Source organism: Photobacterium sp. AWH4_225 (assembly GCF_056158405.1).
The window spans coordinates 2,707,858-2,726,193 of sequence record NZ_JBSWTF010000001.1 but is presented as its reverse complement, the minus strand read 5'-3'; the positions used below and the strand labels follow the sequence as shown (position 1 = coordinate 2,726,193).

The window sequence follows — 18,336 nt, the reverse complement described above, 5'->3', positions numbered from 1 at the left end:
TATGCTTTTCAAACTAGCGTGGCGTAACCTTTGGCGCAATAAATTGCGCACCGGGATCATGCTTGGCGCCATGGTGTTTGGCCTGATGGGTGTCGTTGCCATGATGGGGTTCCTGTCTGGCATGTACGGCAGCATGATCCACAATGCCATTGCCTGGCAGACCAGCCATATTCAAGTTCAGAACGCCCTATATCTTGATGATCCTGATATCAAGCACACCATTGTTGATCTGCCTGGGGTGGAGAAGGCCATCTCGGCACTGCCCGGCATGAAAGGCTGGTCAGCCCGGTTTGTTGCCGATGGCATGGTGGCGTCAGCGCGCAGTAATCGCGGCGTCCGCATTAATGGCATAGATACCCAAGCCGAATCGACGGTGACCCCGCTGGCTGAAAACATTACCCAAGGAGAGTGGTTAAGCGATGAGGGGCGAAACCCGGTACTGGTTTCTGAGAAAACAGCGTCCCGCCTTAAATTGCGTATTGGTTCCAAGGTGGTACTCACCTTCACCGATGCCGCTGGCGATGTTAGCGGGGCGGCTTTCAGGGTAAGGGGGATCTTCAAAACACCGTCGACGAGTTTTGATGACAGCAATGTCTTTGTACGCCGGGCTGATCTTACTGCTTTGGCGGGGATTGATGGCGCTCATGAAGTGGCTGTGCTGCTTGATAATGATGATGCCGCCATGGTGCTAACCAAGCGGTTGAGAGATGACGAGGTCATTCAAACAGGCAACCGGATCAGGGACTGGCAGCAGGTGCAGCCCTTACTTGCCTCGCTGATCAACCAGCAGGGGCTTAGCAATGCCATAATGCTCGGTATTTTCGTGGTGGCAATGGGGTTTGGCATCGTCAACATCATGCTGATGTCAGTGTTCGAGCGTACCCGCGAATTCGGCGTACTGATGGCGGTCGGGATGCAAAAGCACCGTGTCTTTTTGCTGATCATGTTGGAAACCACATGGCTTGGGATCACCGGCGCAGGTCTTGGCCTACTGGCGAGCCTTGTACTTATCAGTGTGTTGCAGTACACCGGCATCCCGCTTGGGGCGATGGCTGAAGGCTTGGGGGCGTTTGGCGTCGATACCTTGCTTTTTCCACAGGTCACCTTTGCCGAATACCAAATGATTTTCTTTACGGTTGTTGCCGCCAGCCTGTTAGCGGCGCTTTATCCTGCACGGCAAATACTCAAGCAGCGGCCTGTTGATGCCATGGCCGACAAACATTGATAGCCAGCATCGGCATAAAAGAGCGACAGAAAAGCACGGACAGAGAAAACGAATGACTATATCAATTAATAACTTGTGCAAAATTTATAACGCTGACAGTGATTTTCCGGTGCATGCGGTAAAAGATCTCGATCTTACTGTCGAGCAAGGGGAGTTTGTCGCAATCATGGGGCCTTCTGGCTCGGGGAAGACAACCTTGCTCAATATGATTGGCGGCATCGACAGCCCAAGCTCAGGCAGTGTTCTTATTGATAACTGCGATATTTGCCAACTGGATGAAAAGGCGCTCATTGCTTTCCGCCGCGATCATATCGGCTTTATCTTCCAAGATTACAGCTTGCTACCGGTACTGACCGCGCTGGAAAATGTCGAGTTCGTGATGCAGCTGCAAGGGCAAGATGAAACCACCTGCCGTCAACGTGCGGGTGAGCTATTAACCCAAGTGGGGCTGGAAGGCCAGCAGCACAAGCGCCCGGCTAAACTCTCAGGTGGCCAACAGCAGCGGGTCGCAGTCGCTCGGGCGCTCGCTCCCCGACCTCGGTTTGTGATGGCCGATGAGCCGACGGCAAACCTAGATGCCCAGAGTACCTCTGAGCTGCTGGATATTATGCAGCAGCTCAATGAGAAGGAAGGTACCACCTTTATTTTCTCAACTCATGATCCTAGAGTGATCAAGAGGGCTAAGCGGGTGATCGTGTTTGAAGATGGGCAACTCAAAGAGGATCGTCGCCAGTGAGCGGGATACAAAAGGGAGTGGCAACAGTTAGGTGTAAATCAGGGCTAAAACAAATAGGCTGTGTAGCGGCTTGGCTGGGAGTTATTACCCTAATCACTAATTCCCAAACGGCTAATGCCCAAATACCAGGTTTAGAACCCGAAAAAGACTGGGATCTCAACGGCTATGTGAAGTACATGGCTACCGGAACACTGCCAGACGGTGGTTCGAACGGTCTTGACCACCTTATTCACCAGCGCTTCAACTTCGAATATCGCTTCAATGAACAGCTACGTTTCAATGCCGGGATGCGTAACCGCTTATTGTTTGGCGATACGGCAGATCTTCCTGGATATGGCGATCTGGTGGCGATAGATACCGGGTACATGGACTTGTCGAAAAACTGGCTGGATAAGAAAGGCGTGGTGGGGAATAGCCAGTTTGATCGCCTGTATGTCAATTGGCAGCGTGATGACTGGCAGGTTCGGGGCGGCCGGTTTCGCATAAACTGGGCAATGGCCACTCTGTGGAACCCGAATGATATTTTCAATTCCTATTCTATCTATGACTTTGACTATGAAGAGCGGGCAGGCAGCGATGCCGTTATGGTTAGTCGCAAACTTGGTTTTGCCAGCTCCGCCGATGTGGTCGTTAACCCCAACTCCGACAGCGATTTGAACAGCTACGCAGGGCGCTACTTGTTTAATCATAACGGCTGGGATTATCAATTGCTGGCCGGGAAATCGCTGCTGGATAGTGTCGTCGGGGCAGGTTTTGCCGGTGATGTTCAAGGCGCAGGGGTTAGGGGGGAGGTCACTTGGTTTGAACCAACCAAAGATCAATGGCAGGGAGAGGAGCTTGAACAAACAGCGGTTGCGACCCTCGAAACGGATTACAGCTTCGGCGGCCAGCGCAACTGGATAGCCCGTGGTGCAGTGCTGTATATTTCTAACCCGCAAGATCCACAAAATGCGATCGCCTTCTTAAACTTACCACTGACAGCGAGAACATTGAGTTTTACCCGCTGGACGGCGTATGCCGATGCTAGCCTGGATGTGACTCCCCTTAGCCGCCTGACGCTCTCTACCTCCTATTATGATGATGGGTCGTACTTTGTCGGCGCCAGTAATAGCTATTCGCTGGCGGATGACTGGCAACTGCTTGGGGTTATCCAGCGCTTTGACGGCAGCGGCAATAGCTTGTTCGGTGAAACTGCCAGCACCTTGCTATTTGCCCAGATTCGATGGAATTTTTAACTTAGGCCACACTGATTAGATTACTGGTTAAATGCTCAAACTAAGAAAAAGCGAAAATACTTAACTATGCATATTTGCTGGTATCAATGACAGGGTAACGGGAGCGGAGATGATAAAACTGGAAGGGATTGACCATGTGGTACTCAGAACCACCAAACTGCCTGACATGCTGCATTTTTATTGTCAGATCCTTGGTGCAAAGCTAGAGCGCGAACTGCCCAAGGAGATGGGGTTGGTACAACTGCGTGCGGGCAGTGCGTTGATTGACTTGGTGACCGTTGATAGTCAACTTGGCCAGTTAGGCGGTAAGCCACCCAGCCAAGATGGCCGTAACCTCGATCATTTTTGCTTGCAGATCGCGCCTGTTTCAGAGCAAGCGCTCCTTGATTATTTATCCCAGCATAACATTTCTTGCGAAGGCTTTGCCGAACGCTATGGTGCCGAAGGGTTCGGCCGTTCGCTCTATATCCAAGATCCCGAAGGGAATGTGGTGGAGCTCAAGCCGAAGTTGTAGCAAATATATTTGGCTAGAGTGTTGATTGCATCTGATAAAGCGTCCGGTATGAGCGGTGCTCAAGCTCCCCGTCCGTCAGCCCAAACTGACTTGCCAGCTGTTCAAGCTCGTCTTTATACCTTGCAAGAATCGTTTCATCATCAGTCATGATAGCGAACTCCGCAAAGTGACCGATGCCTTCGAGGAAATCTAGGGTAATGTGGTAATGGCCGACAAAGTAAATGCTGCGCACTTTCTTCATCACCAAATACGGCTCATAGCCCATGGTCGTCAGCATGCTTTTAGCGGCTTTTGCATCGGTAATATTGGTGGCTTCGCAGCGGTCAGCCTCAGGCCCCTTTACTACCCATAACTTGATGCCTGAAGGTTCCATCTCTCGGATAGACACACTCTTATTTTGGGCGGCCAGTGAATGCTCTGGTGTATCGAAGTACCAATCGGTCTCTGTATTATCCAGCAACATGACTTCATGGGGCAGCGAGCTGAGTACCTGTAAAAACTCAGTTTTTGCTCCTACACGGTACTTCAACTCGACTTCATATTTCCCTTTGAAATGATCATTACTCATGTCTGCTTACCAGGTGCTTGTTTTAGTTTTGTTCATTTTCATGAATACGGCGGATCAATTTGGCAGGCGTACCGCCGTAGAGGCTATCTGGCGGTACGTCTGAGTTGACCACTGAGTTGGCGGCAATCACTGAGCGAGCACCGATGGTCACTCCCTGGTTGATCACGACGTTACCACCAATCCAAACATCATCTTCAACAGTAATAGGCTTGCAGATTGTCGCCCACTTTCGGCGCTCTCGATAATCAAGTGAGTGACTTGCACAGTAGAACTGGGTATTCGGGCCGATCAGAACATTGTTACCTATGGTGATCTTAGCGCCGTCCAGCATGGTGACATTCATATTAAGAAATGTCTGCTCGCCGATGAAGATGGTCTTACCGAATTCGCAGTGGAAAGGGGAACGAATGATACTTGAAGCCGGCATGTCACCCATTAACTGACTCAGTAGTTCGCTACGCTGGGTATCATCAATGGTTTGGTTAAGGGTCATCAATAGATGCGCTGCATTATTACGAATCTCATTAATCCCTTGGTCGCCGCCGTCAAAGTCATCACCAGCAAGCATTTTTTCGAATTCGGTCATTGTCTTTCCAATCTGTTTTAAATTGGGCCGGTTGAATAGCCCTTAGTAGATTCTAGCAAGCACTATAGCGGCACCATGATATGATTAGAAGTGACATTTACGCATTTAGCACTTGAATCAAAGGAATATCATGATCGATTTATCCCGCTTGCTAAAAAATGATATGAACCTGTTGATTTGTCTGTATGTATTATTGCAAGAGCGCAGTGTCAGTAGGGCAGCAGAAAAGCTTTATTTGTCACAATCTGCGGTCAGCAAGCAGCTAACGAAACTTCGTGAAGTCTTTGATGATCCTTTGTTCGAGCGTGAATCAAAAGGCTTATTGCCGACCCCGAAAGCCCTAGCACTCGAAGCTAAGTTGCAGCAGATCTTGCTGCAAGTTGACCAGTTGAGTGACCCTGAACTGTTTGAAGCGCAGAGCAGTACCCGCTCATTCAATTTTGAGTTGGTCGAAACCGCCTATTCGACCATCTATCCTCATTTTGTACCGGCGGCACTCGCTGAAGCTCCGAACATTACGATTAACAGCCGTGACTGGAATGAGAACAGCATCCAGCGCTTGATCAAGAGGGAGGTGGATTTTGGTATCGGGGTCTTTGAATGGGACCAACGTGCGAAATCCCATGTAGACACCATTCCAGACTCACTCAGCTATGTTGAGCTCATGCGTGACTTCTCAGCCTGTGTCTTGCGTAAAGGACACCCAGCATTGGATGAGGAGTGGAACCTAGAGACCTTCTTGAAGTACCGGTATGTTCAGGTGGTTACCGGTGGGGTCAAAAGCTGGCTTCTACATGAAGTGCTGGAGTCAAAGCGGCTGAAAATAAATAACGCGGTCAATATGTCGGACATTGCCAGCGCTGTAAGGCTGTGTGAAAAAAGCGATTTGCTGACGACATATCCGTATGAATGTGTGCGGGAGTTTGTCGATAGTGCCGATATAGTGATAAAGCGCTTGCCGCTCGACCTCGAACCAGGTGGCCAGTTCTTGCTGTGGAACAAACAGTTCGACAGTGATCCGAGCCATAAATGGCTACGGGAGCTGATTATTAACCAGTTCAATGGGCAAGTTTGAGCCTTAACGTTATTAGTACGGGGCTATTTTTGGTGTAGCCCTATTTTGCACAGTTGCCTGAAGTCCTTTGGGTTGACATTAGTATGGCTCTTAAAGAACTTCGTCATGTTAGTCGCTTCATTGAAGCCAAGCCGGTCTGCAATATCGGAAATTGAATACTGGCTGAATGCCAGTAGGCGTTTGGCTTCGACCAGTACCCTTTCATCAACCAATTCTTTGACACTAAGACCTGCATGATCTTTGGCTAGCTTATCCAATTGCTTGATGCTTTTGCCCAAAGCCAGAGCAATATCACCAGCGGTTGGTCTGTCCTGGAAATGTACATCGATATATTTCTTCAGTCGGTAGTAGTCGTTGTTGCCGATGCGTTGGGATGATTGTTTCTGGTGCTGGTAGCTGGGGACAACCGCTTTGAGAATGATAGAGCGAATCAGGTTACGAATAATTTCGTCTTTAAACTCGGACTTTGATTCGAATTCATTGACCATGGCATGAAAAAGCGGTCCTATATCATCATCGGCGTGGTGTACGCAGTTGATATGGACCATAGCGGACAGCAGTAAATCAAAGTAAGGGTCGTTACTGCCGTTCGATAGGAAGCTGCAATCAAACGACAGCACGTAGCCATCAACTGAGCGCTCTTTGGCAAAAGCGTGGATCTGGTTTTTGCCCAATACTAGCATGGAGCCGGTCCGCAGTCGGTGCTGTTGGTGTTCGACGTAGTGCAGACCTTGCCCTTCTGTTATGTAGATTAAGGCACTGAAGTTTAGCCGGTGCGGCCGGGAAACGACGTCTAGCCCCCTCACTGAATAGAGATCTGAAATCTTGTTAATGAACGGATTGATAAGGTTCACTTCTCTTTTCAGCCGCTCGAGGGGGATACACTTGGTTGTCATTATTTTCTTCTAGTACTTTTCTTGGGTTAGATCTTTTGCCATCTGCTGGAAATCGACTGTTGGTGCTGTGCTTTGTTCAACGGTCTTGGTCTGCGCTTCGGTTTGGCGAGATACTGAGTGCAATAAAGTGTGCTGGTGATCCACACTGCCCAATGCCATCAGATTAGAGCCGATTTGTAGCATGATAACCACAGAGGCCAAGCAGTAAAAAAGAAGCGAAATACGCTGTCTCATCGGGCTTCTCCTGTTCGGTTTTGAGCTGAAGATAGATTTTCGGCTTTATCCTTGCCTACAGGTATATTCCTTGCCGGGATACTCTTTCCCGGTGTCTCTGGACGGAGCTTCTGTTTGGCACGCTTTGGCTTAGCCAGCTGTTTAAACCAGTGTTTATTGAATACGACAAAGTCGGTCAAGGTATTGATCGGACACAAGCTTTGGCACCACGGACGACGAACGATTAGTGAGGTTAGGAGGATCATCACAGTGAGGATAAACAGATACATGCCGCCAATCATGCCAAAGGCGATACCGAACGGCTCGTAGACGAAAGCGGCAGGGTTTCGGTAGTAGGCACCAAGACAAAGCGTGGCGAGTAGCAAGAACCGTGGGTACCAGATAAAAAACGAATGGCGCACAGGTGATGCCTTTGCCTTACCCACCTTGGCTAGGCACTGCTGCACGGCACCAAATGGGCACAGGCTTTGGCAGTACACGTTACGGTTGTAGTAAAGGATATAGCCGATACTGAGTACCAGAAGAATAAACGGGGTGTAACTGGCGACACCGCTGATCCATGTCCCTAAAACCAAGCTCCCCATGGTGGAAGCCGAGTAGAGTGATGCAGAGTAGAAACCAAATATCAGGGTAGAGCCAGCCAGCAAGGCCGCATTTATTTTGGCCTTATGCTCAGAGCGGATACGGTTAACCCAGACAGCGGCAATGAAGAACACCAACGCTGCGGCATCGAGCCATTTTATATATTGCCAAGCAGGTTTTGCTTCACTGAACTGATATCCAAAAAGCGCCATGCGAACTGGATCGGATGCTCGGTTTATTGCCTGGGTGTAGGCTTCCGAGGTCAGGGTTGCGCCGGTCACTGCATCGGCCGATAGCGCTGTTTTGATATTCTGCTCTAGCAATGATTCGGGAAGCTTCTGCTCTACCACTTTGGCAAAGTAGGATGTGGTCTCTTTCGAGCTCAGTAAGGCGATGGTCTCAATATCACCGTGGGGGGTAAATACCGCACCAACGGTAAGTTCACCACCGTAGCCAACACCTTTGCCGAAGCTGACCCACTTGCTGGAGGCTTGTGTTGTTTCTGGATCTGAACTGCTCTCAATAGTCGTTACGATTCGATAGAGCTGGGGAGCAACTTCGATAAGCTGTTCGTCACTGGTGAGGATGCTGTCGAAGAACTGTGTTTGTGAGTGGTTGCTGCGTTGCCCGCCTAGGTACCACGCAAACGCCAAGGCCAAGATTGAAAATACACTGACAAACTTGTCAAAGTTGTTATTGCGCCGGGGTTTGGTTTTTCTTTCCATATATCTCCAAAGCCATGAGGCATTGGTTAGATGTCTCATGGCCCTTTTCCTTTGTGATCGATTAATTATCTGAATTAGTTTTCGATGGCTTGCTTGGGTTTCAAGGCGATAAGGATTCTGAGCAGTACAGCCCCAGCGATTATCAGCCCGGTGCCGACAAATCCGAGGAAGTACCAACCTGCGAGGCCTTCGTTTTCACCCAGCAAGGTGAATGCCCCAGCAATGGTGAGAATCATTGAAGCCCACCAACTGCCGACCAGTGTCCATTTCCACCAGTTCATCCCTAACTCGAATTGCTTGGCCCACTGATTAGCCCCGGCAAAGACCAGTACTTGCAAGGCACCGAAAGCCATCCAGAACAATGGGTCCAAAATTGTTGATTGCGGAAACATTAGAAGCCCTCCCAGTTACCGTCGTAGTCCCATGTCTTCTCGACCTTGAGGTATTCCTCACTACGTAGCCATTCCGGGGGCTGATGGTAGCCGGCAAATCGACCGCCGTTCCAGTCGCCGTGATAAGCTTCTGCCTCTGGGTAGTAGAAGAAATTATGCTGCATTGCTAATAGCGTCTTACGCGTTAGCCCGGTTGGATCGCGTGGGTCGGTTTCCTTGACCAGTGCATGGATCCAGTTGTTCTTGCGGGTATATGGACAGACAGCGATACAAACCCGGCACCCCATAGCGGTTTCGGTCGGACCTTGACGCCACATGGTCCAACAGCTGTCTTGATTGAAATCGAACTTGCGGTAGCCCCGAACCACGGCATCCGGTTTGTCGGCTTTGCTGATTGAACCACTCGGGCAGGAATCAGCACAGATTTTGCACTCTTCACAGAAGTGCTTCACTTTGGTATCGATAGGTTTGTCTGGCTCTAGATCCAAATCGGTGATCACAGCGGCTAGACGGATATTGGGTCCTAGCTCTGGGGTCAGTAAGATCCCGTTTCGGGCGGCTTCGCCCATCCCAGCTTGGATAGCCAATGGAGGCACCACTATTTCGTAGTCTGAACCCGGCCATTGTGGGCGGGCCGCATAACCTAGTTCTCCCAGGAAGGCTGCCATTAATCCCGAGGCATTCTTGGCACGGAAGTAACCATCATATGAGGTTGAGTAACCGATAGATGCGTACATCGGATCCCAGTTCATAGGAGTACCGAAGATGATCACATTCTTCCAGTGCTTCGGAATGCTCTCGTCCCAGCCTGGCATACCGCGCATGGTGTTTTTGAACACGAAGCTCGGATCAAGCTTGGTGATGCCGACAATACTCATGCCGAATTTGAACGCCATCTTCTTGATAAGCTCAGACGCGTGCTTGGGCGATTTAAAGGGCTGAGGCTCGCGTTTTACCCATTGGAAATCGACCTCATCAGGATGCCCTTTGGGTTTTGGAGGGAAGTTGCTGCTGTTACCTTTCAGGTAAGCTGCAGAATAGGCCCACGCCAAGGCAAATCGGTCTCGGTGCTGTTCGATATTCTGATCGTGCTTGGCTTTCTCCTCGAATGACTGGTACATGTCATCCCAGCGCTCAGGGTGGCGGGAGTAATACTCGCGTACTTGCTCATTGGGAATATCACGCCAATCTCTGGTCGGTACCCAGCCATTGCCCATTTCTTTACCCAATGCGCGGGTGCGGTGGAACAGGAAGTCGCTCCATTCAGGACGGACTGGCTCACTGACCACTTCCATCGTTGGGGCAACATCAACCCGAAAAGGCTCGCGGTTGAAATACATGTCCTTGCCTGCTTCGGTGCGCCCCCAGCCGACATTGGCATCCGGATCTCGGCCTAGTACAAAGCCCGCACCAGCGGCGGCACCTACCGTGGCAGTGGCGGCCGCGACACCACCGAGTTTGAGGAAGTCGCGCCGCGATGTATTGGCTACGCCTGGTTCTGTTTTCTCTCTCACGTTTGCTCCCTGTGTATTAGCTTAATTCGACGATATCGAGGCTCAGTTTCTTGTTGATGGTATCGATGAGCGCTCGGTGAGTAATTTTGTAGTGGCCTGATAATTTGTTGAGCTCGACCATAATGTGTTGTGCTTCGACCCATTGTCCTGTGTGGATATAACAAAGGAATAGTTGCTCGAGTCCCCATTCGTCATGCGGCTCGAAGGTAAGCAGTTGTTTGAGATCCGGCTCGAGCTGATCGAATAGTTTGAGGTCTGCCTTGATATGGGCACGGATGTTCAGGACATCGTAGTTATTTGGATTCACGCTGAGGTATTGGTTTAACGCCTCAAGCCCCTCTTCAAGCCGACCAAGCTGATGAGCACAAATACCAGCCAGCCTTACCAGCTCAATGGATGAGATTTGGTGTTCGAAGGCTCGAGCTATCCAGTTGTCAGCCTGCTCACTATTGCCCAGAGCCAGGTAGCTGCTGGTGGCGGTAATATAGGTTGAAACCAATGACTGGTCTTTGTTGTAGGCCTGCTCGGCAAGTTGTGCAGCAAGCTCGAAGTTGCCTTCCTGGTAGTAGAGACCCGCAAGGTTCTGGTAGCCACCGATAAAATCGGGGTCAGTGGCAATGCTTTGTTTGAAGCTTGTTTCGGCCATTTCACTTTGGCCAAGGTACAAGTAAGTAAAACCCAGGTGGCAATGTAGCAGGGGATTGTGGGTATTGAGTGCTATTGCCTCTTCAAACATTGATTTAGCCATCTCATAATCGCCCAGCTGCTGGTAGACCAAACCGCAATAGGTTTTGAATTCTTCTGTGCTGAGTTGGTGCTTATGTTTGTTGATAGCAACCATGGCTAACTGGCACATCTGTGCGGCCATTAGGGTCTCGAACAAGAATTTGAGTTGGGCTTGGGTGAGACTATGTTTGGCGAGAATATCACTGATGACAAACGTGAAGGCTTCATGCTCTAACCAGTCGCTATGGCTGTCTGCTCGGGAGTCGTCGCTTTCCCAGCTCATTGATTGGTCTTGGTTCTGTTTGGGAAACTGTACTTTTAAGAACAGCAGGCGCTCATTGAGCGGTGCGACTATGTCGGTTGAGTCGGGAAGCTGCGAGATCTGTCCCTTGAGATATTGGTATAGCTCAATCCACTTACTGCTAATCATTCGGGTATCCTTGATGAAAGATCAGCTCAAGTATTGTGGAATCGGTAAATGGTCAAAAGGTATAAAATAACCCGTTTTGGGTAGAAAAATGCCCTTTGCTGGTAACTTTGATTTTAATCAATAGATTTCAGAGGAATGAAAGGGCTACATGCAATGTAGCCCTTTGTATTTGTTGATTTTGTTTCTAAGTGTTAAAGGCTGTTGTGCGTAGAAACTAGGCCGTTGTCACTGCCGAAACCGTTCTGGATATAGGCATCGGCGCTTGGGTCATTTTGCCACTCAGAGCCATTGATCAGATAGCGGAATTGATATTGCTCGTCTTTGGGTAAGCGAAGCTTCAGGCTGAAGATTTTCTTTTTATTCAGCTTCATCGGGGTAGCCTGCCACTGGGTAAAATCACCCGATACCGCAACGGTTTTCGGTGTACCTACTGCTTGTGGCCACTCGAAGGTGATTTCAACTTCATCTTTGGTTTTAAAAAAGCGCTTCTTAATCATTATCACTCCTTGAATTAAAGCTAATGACTAGGAGTAAGCAATTTAAATGCCAGTAATCAATGGCTTATAAACGGCCTGCTGGCGTTGTAGTAAGGTGATATTTGATGCTGTGATCGCTCCATCTTGGGGCAGTGGCGCACCAAGGTGGCGCCCCTTTATTGCCTGTGTACATCAAAGTTTGGAATTGCGGGTAATTCATCATGAAAAGCCCCTTTTGCGGCCATAAAGCCAAAAGAAAAGGGGAAACATATGTTCCCCCTTAAATTCGTTGAGATAAGCGCCGATATCAATTAGGCGATATTGTGACTCTGACCACCGGCATCTTTGAACCAGTTATGTAGGTGGGTCTGTAGGTCACCAAGTTGATCCGGACCGATAATCGCAAGGCCAAGGTCTTGGGCTCGGACTACATCGTGATGGCGCAGTGGGCGGAAACTCACTAGCATGGCACGGGCCTGAAGGCCGCCGAGTAAATCCCGCAGCGATTCCAGTTTGTACAGAGTATCGTCACCGTCGTCACGCATGCCCTTGGTTTTACATTCAATAATATGGAGCTTATTGTTCACGACGGTAGCAACATCAAGCTCGTTTCGTACTTCACGATCGCCGATCTGACGGTAGACCTGCACACCCAGAGAGTGGTCTTGGATGGTCGGTAGATCACTTTGAATCGCACTTACCGTGCTATGTACTAGGTTCTCCAGCCATTCGCCATTGGCAAATCGACGGGCTTCTTCATGTTTGAAGGTCAAAATGCCATCTTGGTAGGTCGCAAGGCCAGTTTCTTCTAGGTCGTTGAGCAACATGCCCAATTCTTTGTAGCCTTGTTGTTTCTCACTCAGTGCCACATCAAGCTTCTGTTCTTTACGGCAAGTGGTCGCCAAGTAGTTTAGGGTGGCAAGGCCAGGACCAAGTTCCAGAGCTGAGCTTGCCCAGCGTTGTCCTAACTCCCAAAGCTGCTCGTTGAGCTCTTCGGGTACTAGGCTTTCGGGAAATTCACAACGGGCGCCGAAGATAGTGAGGTAATCGGTAAGTTGAATGCGATCTTCGACTTGTTGCTGCTCGCGGTCCGCCGGGTATAGCCAGCACATTTCATCGCTGAACGGCTCAATCACATAGATAGGCCAGTGGTAGGTGCGGAATACTTCATAGGCGGAGAGGAGACGGTGGCGGAGGCCACAACTGGCATTGAACCAGACGTCGGTTTGGGCGGCTTTGAGTTTCTCTGCCAGCTCGATAATGCGAGCGCGAATGCGGGTGATGTTGATGGAATCAGGGATAATGAAAAACTCGGCCTCGATATTGCGAGGTATCAAGATAGACGCTAGTCGGTCGTATTGTTCTTGTTGCGCTTCTGTTCCGATAAAAATCATCTTATCGGCAGGGACGCCATGGTCGAGAAGGGGAGTGATCAGTCTTACGGGGTCCTGATCGATTATGCCAACATGTGTAATCATAAAATTCCTTAAGCGTTAGCTGCGACTGTGCCGGCTCATCGATAATGGGGTACAAAGGGTGGCCCGTGCGTATTAGTCAGTCAGTGGCGCTTTTTATTTGTCATTCTTAATATATGCGGACAGTGTTCAATAAAATCAAGTCACACTGTTGCTTATGTCTATATTTTTTGTTTTAAGTGCGTTGGTTCATGGGCACTTTGGTAATAACTTAATTGAATAATTTCAAAGAAATGTCTGAGCTGTGTAAGGGTTTGTCAGGATAAATGAAGTTTTGTTCCATCCCTGAAGCTTTTTTTGGCAGAAAATTGTGTACCTGACTGCAGCTTGCTGTTTTGTGTCAGGAAAATGATTGAAATTATCCCGTTCTCAGTGACAATAGGTAGTGAAACCAATAACCAGAATGATTATGACCCAGAAACTTACCATCCTAGACATTGCCAAATTGGCAGGTGTTGGCAAATCAACCGTTTCCCGTGTACTGACCAATGATCCGAAAGTAAAGCCAGCGACTAGAGAAAAAGTCGAGCAGGTGATCCGTGAGTCCGGTTACGTGCCATCCAAGTCAGCCCAGGCAATGCGCGGCGGCAGTGCCAAGGTTGTCGGAGTCATTCTGTCACGTCTGGATTCACCGTCGGAAAACAAAGCGGTCAGCGGTATTCTCGATGTCATCTACAAAGCTGGTTATGATGCGGTGATCATGGAAAGCCAATTCAGTGCAGAGAAAACAAATGAGCACTTGGCCGTGCTGCAAAAGCGCAATGTCGATGGCGTGATTGTGTTTGGCTTCTCCGGTTGCGATCTCACCAGCATCGAAAAGCTGGGTCACAAAGCGGTGGTCATCGCAACAGATACCGACGCCATTTCTTCGGTCGATTACGACCACCAAGGTTTAATTGCCCTTGCCATGGACAAGCTGGTTTCTAATGGCAAAAAGGCTATCAGCTATATCGGTGTTGATGAGTCAGACCGTACCACGGGTTTGCTTCGCCTCAATGCCTACCTCGACAGCTGCCGCAAGCTAGGCATTACGCCGAGTTACCAGACTGGGCAATTGAGCTACGACAGTGCCTACCACATTACCGATCAGGTACTCGGCGAGGGCACAGAAGCAATTGTCTGCGCCAGTGATACCTTGGCGATGGGTGTTGCCAAACGCCTGCAAGAGCTTGGCCGTACTGATATTCAGGTCTCAGGGGTAGGGGCAACGGATCTGCTGTCTTTCTTGTTCCCTAATACATTTAGTATCGACCCGGGTTATTTTGAAGCAGGGAAAGTCTCTGCCCAGCTGTTGATCAAACAACTGTCTGGCCAGCAAGAAGTGACCCACCTCATCCAGCAGGCATCTTATTAACAAGCACCTTATTAATAGGATGCTTCAATACCTCCAGCAAAATCTCAATCTGCAACGAGCAAGATCTGGATCACTAATTTACTGTTAAGCTATAGGCGTAGGTTGTGAACTGATTCACGAAATGGGAATGTTCCCATTTTCATCGGTCAGCGGATCTGACACTATTTGTTACATCGAGTGGGAACATTCCCATTCATTTGAAAGTGAACAAAGACAGACAACCCAACACATTCCTATTTTTATAACGATGGACAATCGGCATGAGTAAGATTAACCAACAGCAGATAGAGCGTTTGGTCGAGTTAATCGGCGGTAAGGACAACATTGCAAGCGTCAGCCACTGCCTAACCCGTTTGCGTTTTGTACTAGCAGACACAGACAAGGCGCAAATTAAGGAAATTGAAAAACTGAGCATGGTAAAAGGCTGTTTTACCAATGCAGGCCAGTTTCAGGTGGTGATCGGTACCGAAGTTGATCAAGTGTATAAAGCGCTGAATGAATATACCGGCCAGTCGGGCGCTAGCAAGGACGAAGCAAAAGTCGCTGCCCGCCAGAATATGAGTTTGCTGGAGCGTGGGATCTCCCATCTTGCTGAAATCTTTGTCCCATTGTTGCCAGCTATTATTACCGGTGGTTTGATCCTCGGTTTCCGTAATGTCATCGGCGACATCAAGATGTTCGATGGCCAAACCCTGACTGAAATCAGCCAGTTCTGGGCAACTGTCCACTCTTTCCTATGGCTGATCGGCGAAGCGATCTTCTTCTTCCTGCCAGTCGGTGTGTGTTGGTCTACCGTTAAGAAACTGGGTGGTACGCCAATCCTGGGTATCGTACTGGGTGTGACACTGGTGTCACCGCAGTTGATGAACGCCTATTTGATAGGCCAGCAATTACCGGAAGTATGGGACTTTGGCCTATTCACCATTGAAAAGGTCGGTTATCAGGCTCAGGTCATTCCTGCCATGCTAGCTGGTATTGCCTTGGCACTGATTGAAACCAATCTGAAAAAAGTGATTCCTGCTTACCTATACCTAGTGATTGTGCCATTTGTTTCAATCATTACTGCAGTAGTCCTTGCCCACGCATTCATCGGTCCATTTGGGCGTATGCTTGGCGACGGTGTGGGTTACGCGGCGCAGGCTGCGATGACAGGTGATTTCGCTATCTTCGGTGCGATGATCTTCGGTTTCCTCTATGCTCCACTGGTGATCACAGGTATCCACCACACTACCAATGCTGTTGATTTGCAGCTAATGCAATCAATGGGCGGTACACCGATTTGGCCTCTGATTGCCCTATCTAATATTGCTCAGGCTTCAGCGGTTGTTGGCATCATCATTATCAGCAAGAAAGCAAACGAGCGTGAAATTTCGGTACCTGCTGCCATCTCTGCTTACCTAGGTGTAACTGAGCCTGCCATGTACGGTATCAACCTTAAGTACAAGTTCCCGATGCTGAGTGCAATGATTGGTTCGGCGATTGCCGCAGCAATTTGTGGTAGCGCAGGTGTGATGGCGAACGGTATCGGTGTTGGTGGCCTACCGGGCATCCTATCTATTCAGCCGCAGTACTGGCTGGTGTATTTCATCGCAATGGCTGTCGCTGTTGTGGTACCGATGGCACTGACCTTGTTCATGTACAAGCGTGCTGAGGCAAAAGGTGAACTGAGTGAAGCAACGGCCTAGGTAAGTGCTAGGCAATGGGGAAAGCCCTGTGTGATTTGTAGCTGGTCGATTGATTTTTAAGGCCAGCTACCTTTTTCTGATTTTTTAAGTGTGCAGGTTATTATGTTGAAAGAGCAACTTGAATGGTGGCGTACCGCTACGATTTACCAGATTTATCCAAAAAGCTTCTGTGACAGTGGCAGCAAGGGAACCGGTGATATTCAAGGGATCATTGCCAAGCTAGATTACCTCAAGACCTTGGGTGTCGATGCGATTTGGCTAACGCCGGTGTATAGCTCGCCAATGATTGATAACGGCTACGATATTTCCGACTACTACAATATCAACCCAGAGTTCGGCACCATGGCCGATTTTGATCAATTGCTGGCGCAAGCGCACCAGCGCGGTATCAAGATTGTCATGGATATTGTCGTTAACCATACCTCAACCGAGCATGCTTGGTTCCAGTCAGCGCTGGGTGACAAGAACAGCCCATACCGTGATTACTACATTTGGAAAGATCCGGTAGACGGCGCTGAGCCAACCAATTGGCAGTCGAAATTCGGTGGCAATGCCTGGGCACTGGACGAAGCCACTGGCCAATACTACTTGCACTTGTTCGCCAAAGAGCAGGCTGATCTGAACTGGGAAAACCCAAAGGTTCGTGAAGAGGTCAAAGAAGTGATTAGCTTCTGGGCCGAGAAAGGCGTTGATGGTTTCCGCCTGGATGTGATCAACTTGATTTCCAAGCAACAAGACTTCCCGAATGACGACATTGGCGATGGTCGTCGTTTTTATACTGACGGCCCTCGTGTCCATGAATACCTGCAGGAAATCAGTGAAGCCGTGTTCCAAAAGTATGGTTCTGTGACAGTCGGCGAGATGTCTTCAACCACACTTGAGCACTGCCAGCAATACTCATCGCTCGATGGCAAAGAGTTGTCAATGGTGTTCAACTTCCACCATTTGAAAGTGGATTACCCAAATGGCGAGAAGTGGACCAAAGCACCGTTTGATTTCCATCAGCTCAAATCCATCTTCAACCACTGGCAGCTAGGCCTGAATGGCAAAGGGTGGGGCGCACTTTTCTGGTGTAACCATGACCAGCCGCGTGTAGTCAGCCGTTTGGGTGATGATGTGAATTACCGTGTGGAATCTGCCAAAATGCTGGGTGCATCGGTCCATATGATGCAGGGCACCCCGTATATCTTCCAAGGTGAAGAGATCGGCATGACCAACCCGGGCTATACCTCGATTGAGCAATACCGCGATGTTGAAAGCACCAACATGTACGACATCATGGTGAACCAGCAGGGTGTGGCTCATGATGAGATGATCGCGATCCTGGCGCAGAAATCCCGTGATAACTCCCGTACCCCGATGCAGTGGGATGACAGTGAATATGCGGGCTTTTCGAAGGCTGCGCCTTGGCTCGAAGTGGCCGAGAACTATCCGCAAATCAATGCCAAAGCAGCGGTTGAGGATGAGAACTCTGTATTCCATTTCTACCGTCAGCTTATTCAACTGCGTAAAGAAGTGGCAGTGATCACTGAAGGTGATTACACCGATTTGATGCCAGAGCACGATCGTATCTTCTGTTACAAGCGCGAATCTGACAGCCAGATCTTGTTATGTGTGAACAACTACTACGGCGAAGAAGTCGAGTGTGAATTGCCGGAAGGATTGGATGTGGTAAGTGGTGAGTGCTTGCTGTCAAACTATGCCGAATCAATGAAGGTGGCGCAGGAAAACCGTTTCACGCTGAAACCGTATGAAACTCGGATCATTTTGATTGCCAGGTAATTATCACCAAGTGACCATCACCAGGTAACGATCACCAAGTAACTATAAATAGAGTTGATATTGAAAAAGCGCCGCATGGCGCTTTTTCTGTATTAGGGTGCTTTATTGTAGTAGTGAGCTTCCCCA

Annotated in this window: 18 protein-coding genes; 8 read left to right on the top strand and 10 right to left on the bottom strand. The window is 49.2% G+C overall.

Going from position 1 to position 18,336, the window contains the following annotated elements; genetic code table 11:
* Position 1 precedes the first annotated feature (1 nt).
* The 4 genes from ACXAD4_RS12720 (at position 2) to ACXAD4_RS12705 (ending at position 3,710) form a co-directional block, all read left to right on the top strand.
* Positions 2-1,225 carry an ABC transporter permease gene (locus tag ACXAD4_RS12720; RefSeq protein WP_475242776.1) on the top strand — a complete coding sequence of 408 codons (1,224 nt, stop codon included), beginning with the start codon at positions 2-4 and terminating at the stop codon, positions 1,223-1,225.
* A 52-nt stretch (positions 1,226-1,277) separates the two neighbouring features.
* On the top strand, positions 1,278-1,961 hold the full coding sequence (locus ACXAD4_RS12715; protein ID WP_475241837.1) for an ABC transporter ATP-binding protein: 684 nt from the start codon (positions 1,278-1,280) through the stop codon (positions 1,959-1,961).
* Positions 1,962-2,035: 74 nt separating this feature from the next.
* Positions 2,036-3,196, top strand: a complete 1,161-nt coding sequence (locus ACXAD4_RS12710) for a hypothetical protein (RefSeq protein WP_475242775.1) — start codon at positions 2,036-2,038, stop codon at positions 3,194-3,196.
* A gap of 109 nt (positions 3,197-3,305) precedes the next feature.
* Positions 3,306-3,710 carry a VOC family protein gene (locus ACXAD4_RS12705; protein WP_475241835.1) on the top strand — a complete coding sequence of 135 codons (405 nt, stop codon included), beginning with the start codon at positions 3,306-3,308 and terminating at the stop codon, positions 3,708-3,710.
* A gap of 13 nt (positions 3,711-3,723) precedes the next feature.
* On the opposite strand, the gene ACXAD4_RS12700 is transcribed toward ACXAD4_RS12705, so the two are convergent.
* On the bottom strand, positions 3,724-4,278 hold the full coding sequence (locus ACXAD4_RS12700) for a class IV adenylate cyclase (protein WP_475241834.1): 555 nt from the start codon (positions 4,276-4,278) through the stop codon (positions 3,724-3,726).
* A gap of 22 nt (positions 4,279-4,300) precedes the next feature.
* The gene (locus tag ACXAD4_RS12695) at positions 4,301-4,864 is read right to left on the bottom strand and encodes a sugar O-acetyltransferase (protein ID WP_475241833.1); all 564 of its coding nucleotides are present in this window, start codon (positions 4,862-4,864) and stop codon (positions 4,301-4,303) included.
* A 130-nt stretch (positions 4,865-4,994) separates the two neighbouring features.
* Between ACXAD4_RS12695 and ACXAD4_RS12690 the strand changes: the two genes are divergently transcribed.
* The gene (locus ACXAD4_RS12690) at positions 4,995-5,939 is read left to right on the top strand and encodes a LysR family transcriptional regulator (protein WP_475241831.1); all 945 of its coding nucleotides are present in this window, start codon (positions 4,995-4,997) and stop codon (positions 5,937-5,939) included.
* A gap of 23 nt (positions 5,940-5,962) precedes the next feature.
* Here the strand turns inward: ACXAD4_RS12690 and ACXAD4_RS12685 are convergent, their stop codons facing one another.
* The 8 genes from ACXAD4_RS12685 to ACXAD4_RS12650 all read right to left on the bottom strand — a co-directional run bounded on the left by ACXAD4_RS12685 (position 5,963) and on the right by ACXAD4_RS12650 (position 13,392).
* Positions 5,963-6,835: a helix-turn-helix transcriptional regulator gene (locus ACXAD4_RS12685; protein WP_475241829.1), complete on the bottom strand. Its 873-nt coding sequence runs from the start codon at positions 6,833-6,835 to the stop codon at positions 5,963-5,965.
* Positions 6,836-6,844: 9 nt separating this feature from the next.
* Positions 6,845-7,069, bottom strand: a complete 225-nt coding sequence (locus tag ACXAD4_RS12680; protein WP_475241827.1) for a hypothetical protein — start codon at positions 7,067-7,069, stop codon at positions 6,845-6,847.
* Complete coding sequence (locus ACXAD4_RS12675) at positions 7,066-8,376, bottom strand: FMN-binding protein (RefSeq protein WP_475241826.1); 1,311 nt, start codon at positions 8,374-8,376, stop codon at positions 7,066-7,068. The genes ACXAD4_RS12680 and ACXAD4_RS12675 overlap by 4 nt, the downstream gene beginning before the upstream one ends.
* A 74-nt stretch (positions 8,377-8,450) precedes the next feature.
* Positions 8,451-8,768, bottom strand: a complete 318-nt coding sequence (locus tag ACXAD4_RS12670; RefSeq protein WP_475241824.1) for a hypothetical protein — start codon at positions 8,766-8,768, stop codon at positions 8,451-8,453.
* Positions 8,768-10,282, bottom strand: a complete 1,515-nt coding sequence (locus ACXAD4_RS12665) for a reductive dehalogenase (RefSeq protein WP_475241823.1) — start codon at positions 10,280-10,282, stop codon at positions 8,768-8,770. Before ACXAD4_RS12665 ends, ACXAD4_RS12670 begins: the two co-directional genes overlap by 1 nt.
* Positions 10,283-10,298: 16 nt before the next feature.
* On the bottom strand, positions 10,299-11,438 hold the full coding sequence (locus ACXAD4_RS12660; RefSeq protein ID WP_475241821.1) for a tetratricopeptide repeat protein: 1,140 nt from the start codon (positions 11,436-11,438) through the stop codon (positions 10,299-10,301).
* A gap of 191 nt (positions 11,439-11,629) precedes the next feature.
* Entirely contained in the window at positions 11,630-11,935 is a 306-nt protein-coding gene (locus ACXAD4_RS12655; RefSeq protein ID WP_475241819.1) for an isoamylase early set domain-containing protein, read from the bottom strand.
* A 290-nt stretch (positions 11,936-12,225) separates the two neighbouring features.
* Positions 12,226-13,392 (bottom strand): Card1-like endonuclease domain-containing protein, encoded by a 1,167-nt coding sequence (locus ACXAD4_RS12650; RefSeq protein WP_475241818.1) that lies wholly within the window; start codon positions 13,390-13,392, stop codon positions 12,226-12,228.
* A 406-nt stretch (positions 13,393-13,798) separates the two neighbouring features.
* On the opposite strand from ACXAD4_RS12650, the gene treR reads away from it, so the two are divergent.
* The 3 genes from treR (at position 13,799) to treC (ending at position 18,210) form a co-directional block, all read left to right on the top strand.
* Positions 13,799-14,743 (top strand): trehalose operon repressor TreR, encoded by a 945-nt coding sequence (gene treR, locus ACXAD4_RS12645; protein WP_475241816.1) that lies wholly within the window; start codon positions 13,799-13,801, stop codon positions 14,741-14,743.
* A gap of 260 nt (positions 14,744-15,003) precedes the next feature.
* Positions 15,004-16,428 (top strand): PTS trehalose transporter subunit IIBC, encoded by a 1,425-nt coding sequence (gene treB / locus ACXAD4_RS12640; protein ID WP_475241815.1) that lies wholly within the window; start codon positions 15,004-15,006, stop codon positions 16,426-16,428.
* Between the two features lie 102 nt (positions 16,429-16,530).
* Entirely contained in the window at positions 16,531-18,210 is a 1,680-nt protein-coding gene (gene treC / locus ACXAD4_RS12635) for an alpha,alpha-phosphotrehalase (protein ID WP_475241814.1), read from the top strand.
* Positions 18,211-18,336: the final 126 nt, after the last annotated feature.

What these genes read in the sequence shown, in the direction of transcription:
- ACXAD4_RS12720 (WP_475242776.1), top strand. Translation starts at nt 2, where the DNA reads ATGCTTTTCAAACTAGCGTGGCGTAACCTTTGGCGCAATAAATTGCGC.
- ACXAD4_RS12715 (WP_475241837.1), top strand. Translation starts at nt 1,278, where the DNA reads ATGACTATATCAATTAATAACTTGTGCAAAATTTATAACGCTGACAGT.
- ACXAD4_RS12705 (WP_475241835.1), top strand. Translation starts at nt 3,306, where the DNA reads ATGATAAAACTGGAAGGGATTGACCATGTGGTACTCAGAACCACCAAA.
- ACXAD4_RS12700 (WP_475241834.1), bottom strand. Translation starts at nt 4,278, where the DNA reads ATGAGTAATGATCATTTCAAAGGGAAATATGAAGTCGAGTTGAAGTAC.
- ACXAD4_RS12695 (WP_475241833.1), bottom strand. Translation starts at nt 4,864, where the DNA reads ATGACCGAATTCGAAAAAATGCTTGCTGGTGATGACTTTGACGGCGGC.
- ACXAD4_RS12690 (WP_475241831.1), top strand. Translation starts at nt 4,995, where the DNA reads ATGATCGATTTATCCCGCTTGCTAAAAAATGATATGAACCTGTTGATT.
- ACXAD4_RS12685 (WP_475241829.1), bottom strand. Translation starts at nt 6,835, where the DNA reads ATGACAACCAAGTGTATCCCCCTCGAGCGGCTGAAAAGAGAAGTGAAC.
- ACXAD4_RS12680 (WP_475241827.1), bottom strand. Translation starts at nt 7,069, where the DNA reads ATGAGACAGCGTATTTCGCTTCTTTTTTACTGCTTGGCCTCTGTGGTT.
- ACXAD4_RS12675 (WP_475241826.1), bottom strand. Translation starts at nt 8,376, where the DNA reads ATGGAAAGAAAAACCAAACCCCGGCGCAATAACAACTTTGACAAGTTT.
- ACXAD4_RS12670 (WP_475241824.1), bottom strand. Translation starts at nt 8,768, where the DNA reads ATGTTTCCGCAATCAACAATTTTGGACCCATTGTTCTGGATGGCTTTC.
- ACXAD4_RS12660 (WP_475241821.1), bottom strand. Translation starts at nt 11,438, where the DNA reads ATGATTAGCAGTAAGTGGATTGAGCTATACCAATATCTCAAGGGACAG.
- ACXAD4_RS12655 (WP_475241819.1), bottom strand. Translation starts at nt 11,935, where the DNA reads ATGATTAAGAAGCGCTTTTTTAAAACCAAAGATGAAGTTGAAATCACC.
- ACXAD4_RS12650 (WP_475241818.1), bottom strand. Translation starts at nt 13,392, where the DNA reads ATGATTACACATGTTGGCATAATCGATCAGGACCCCGTAAGACTGATC.
- treR (WP_475241816.1), top strand. Translation starts at nt 13,799, where the DNA reads ATGACCCAGAAACTTACCATCCTAGACATTGCCAAATTGGCAGGTGTT.
- treB (WP_475241815.1), top strand. Translation starts at nt 15,004, where the DNA reads ATGAGTAAGATTAACCAACAGCAGATAGAGCGTTTGGTCGAGTTAATC.
- treC (WP_475241814.1), top strand. Translation starts at nt 16,531, where the DNA reads ATGTTGAAAGAGCAACTTGAATGGTGGCGTACCGCTACGATTTACCAG.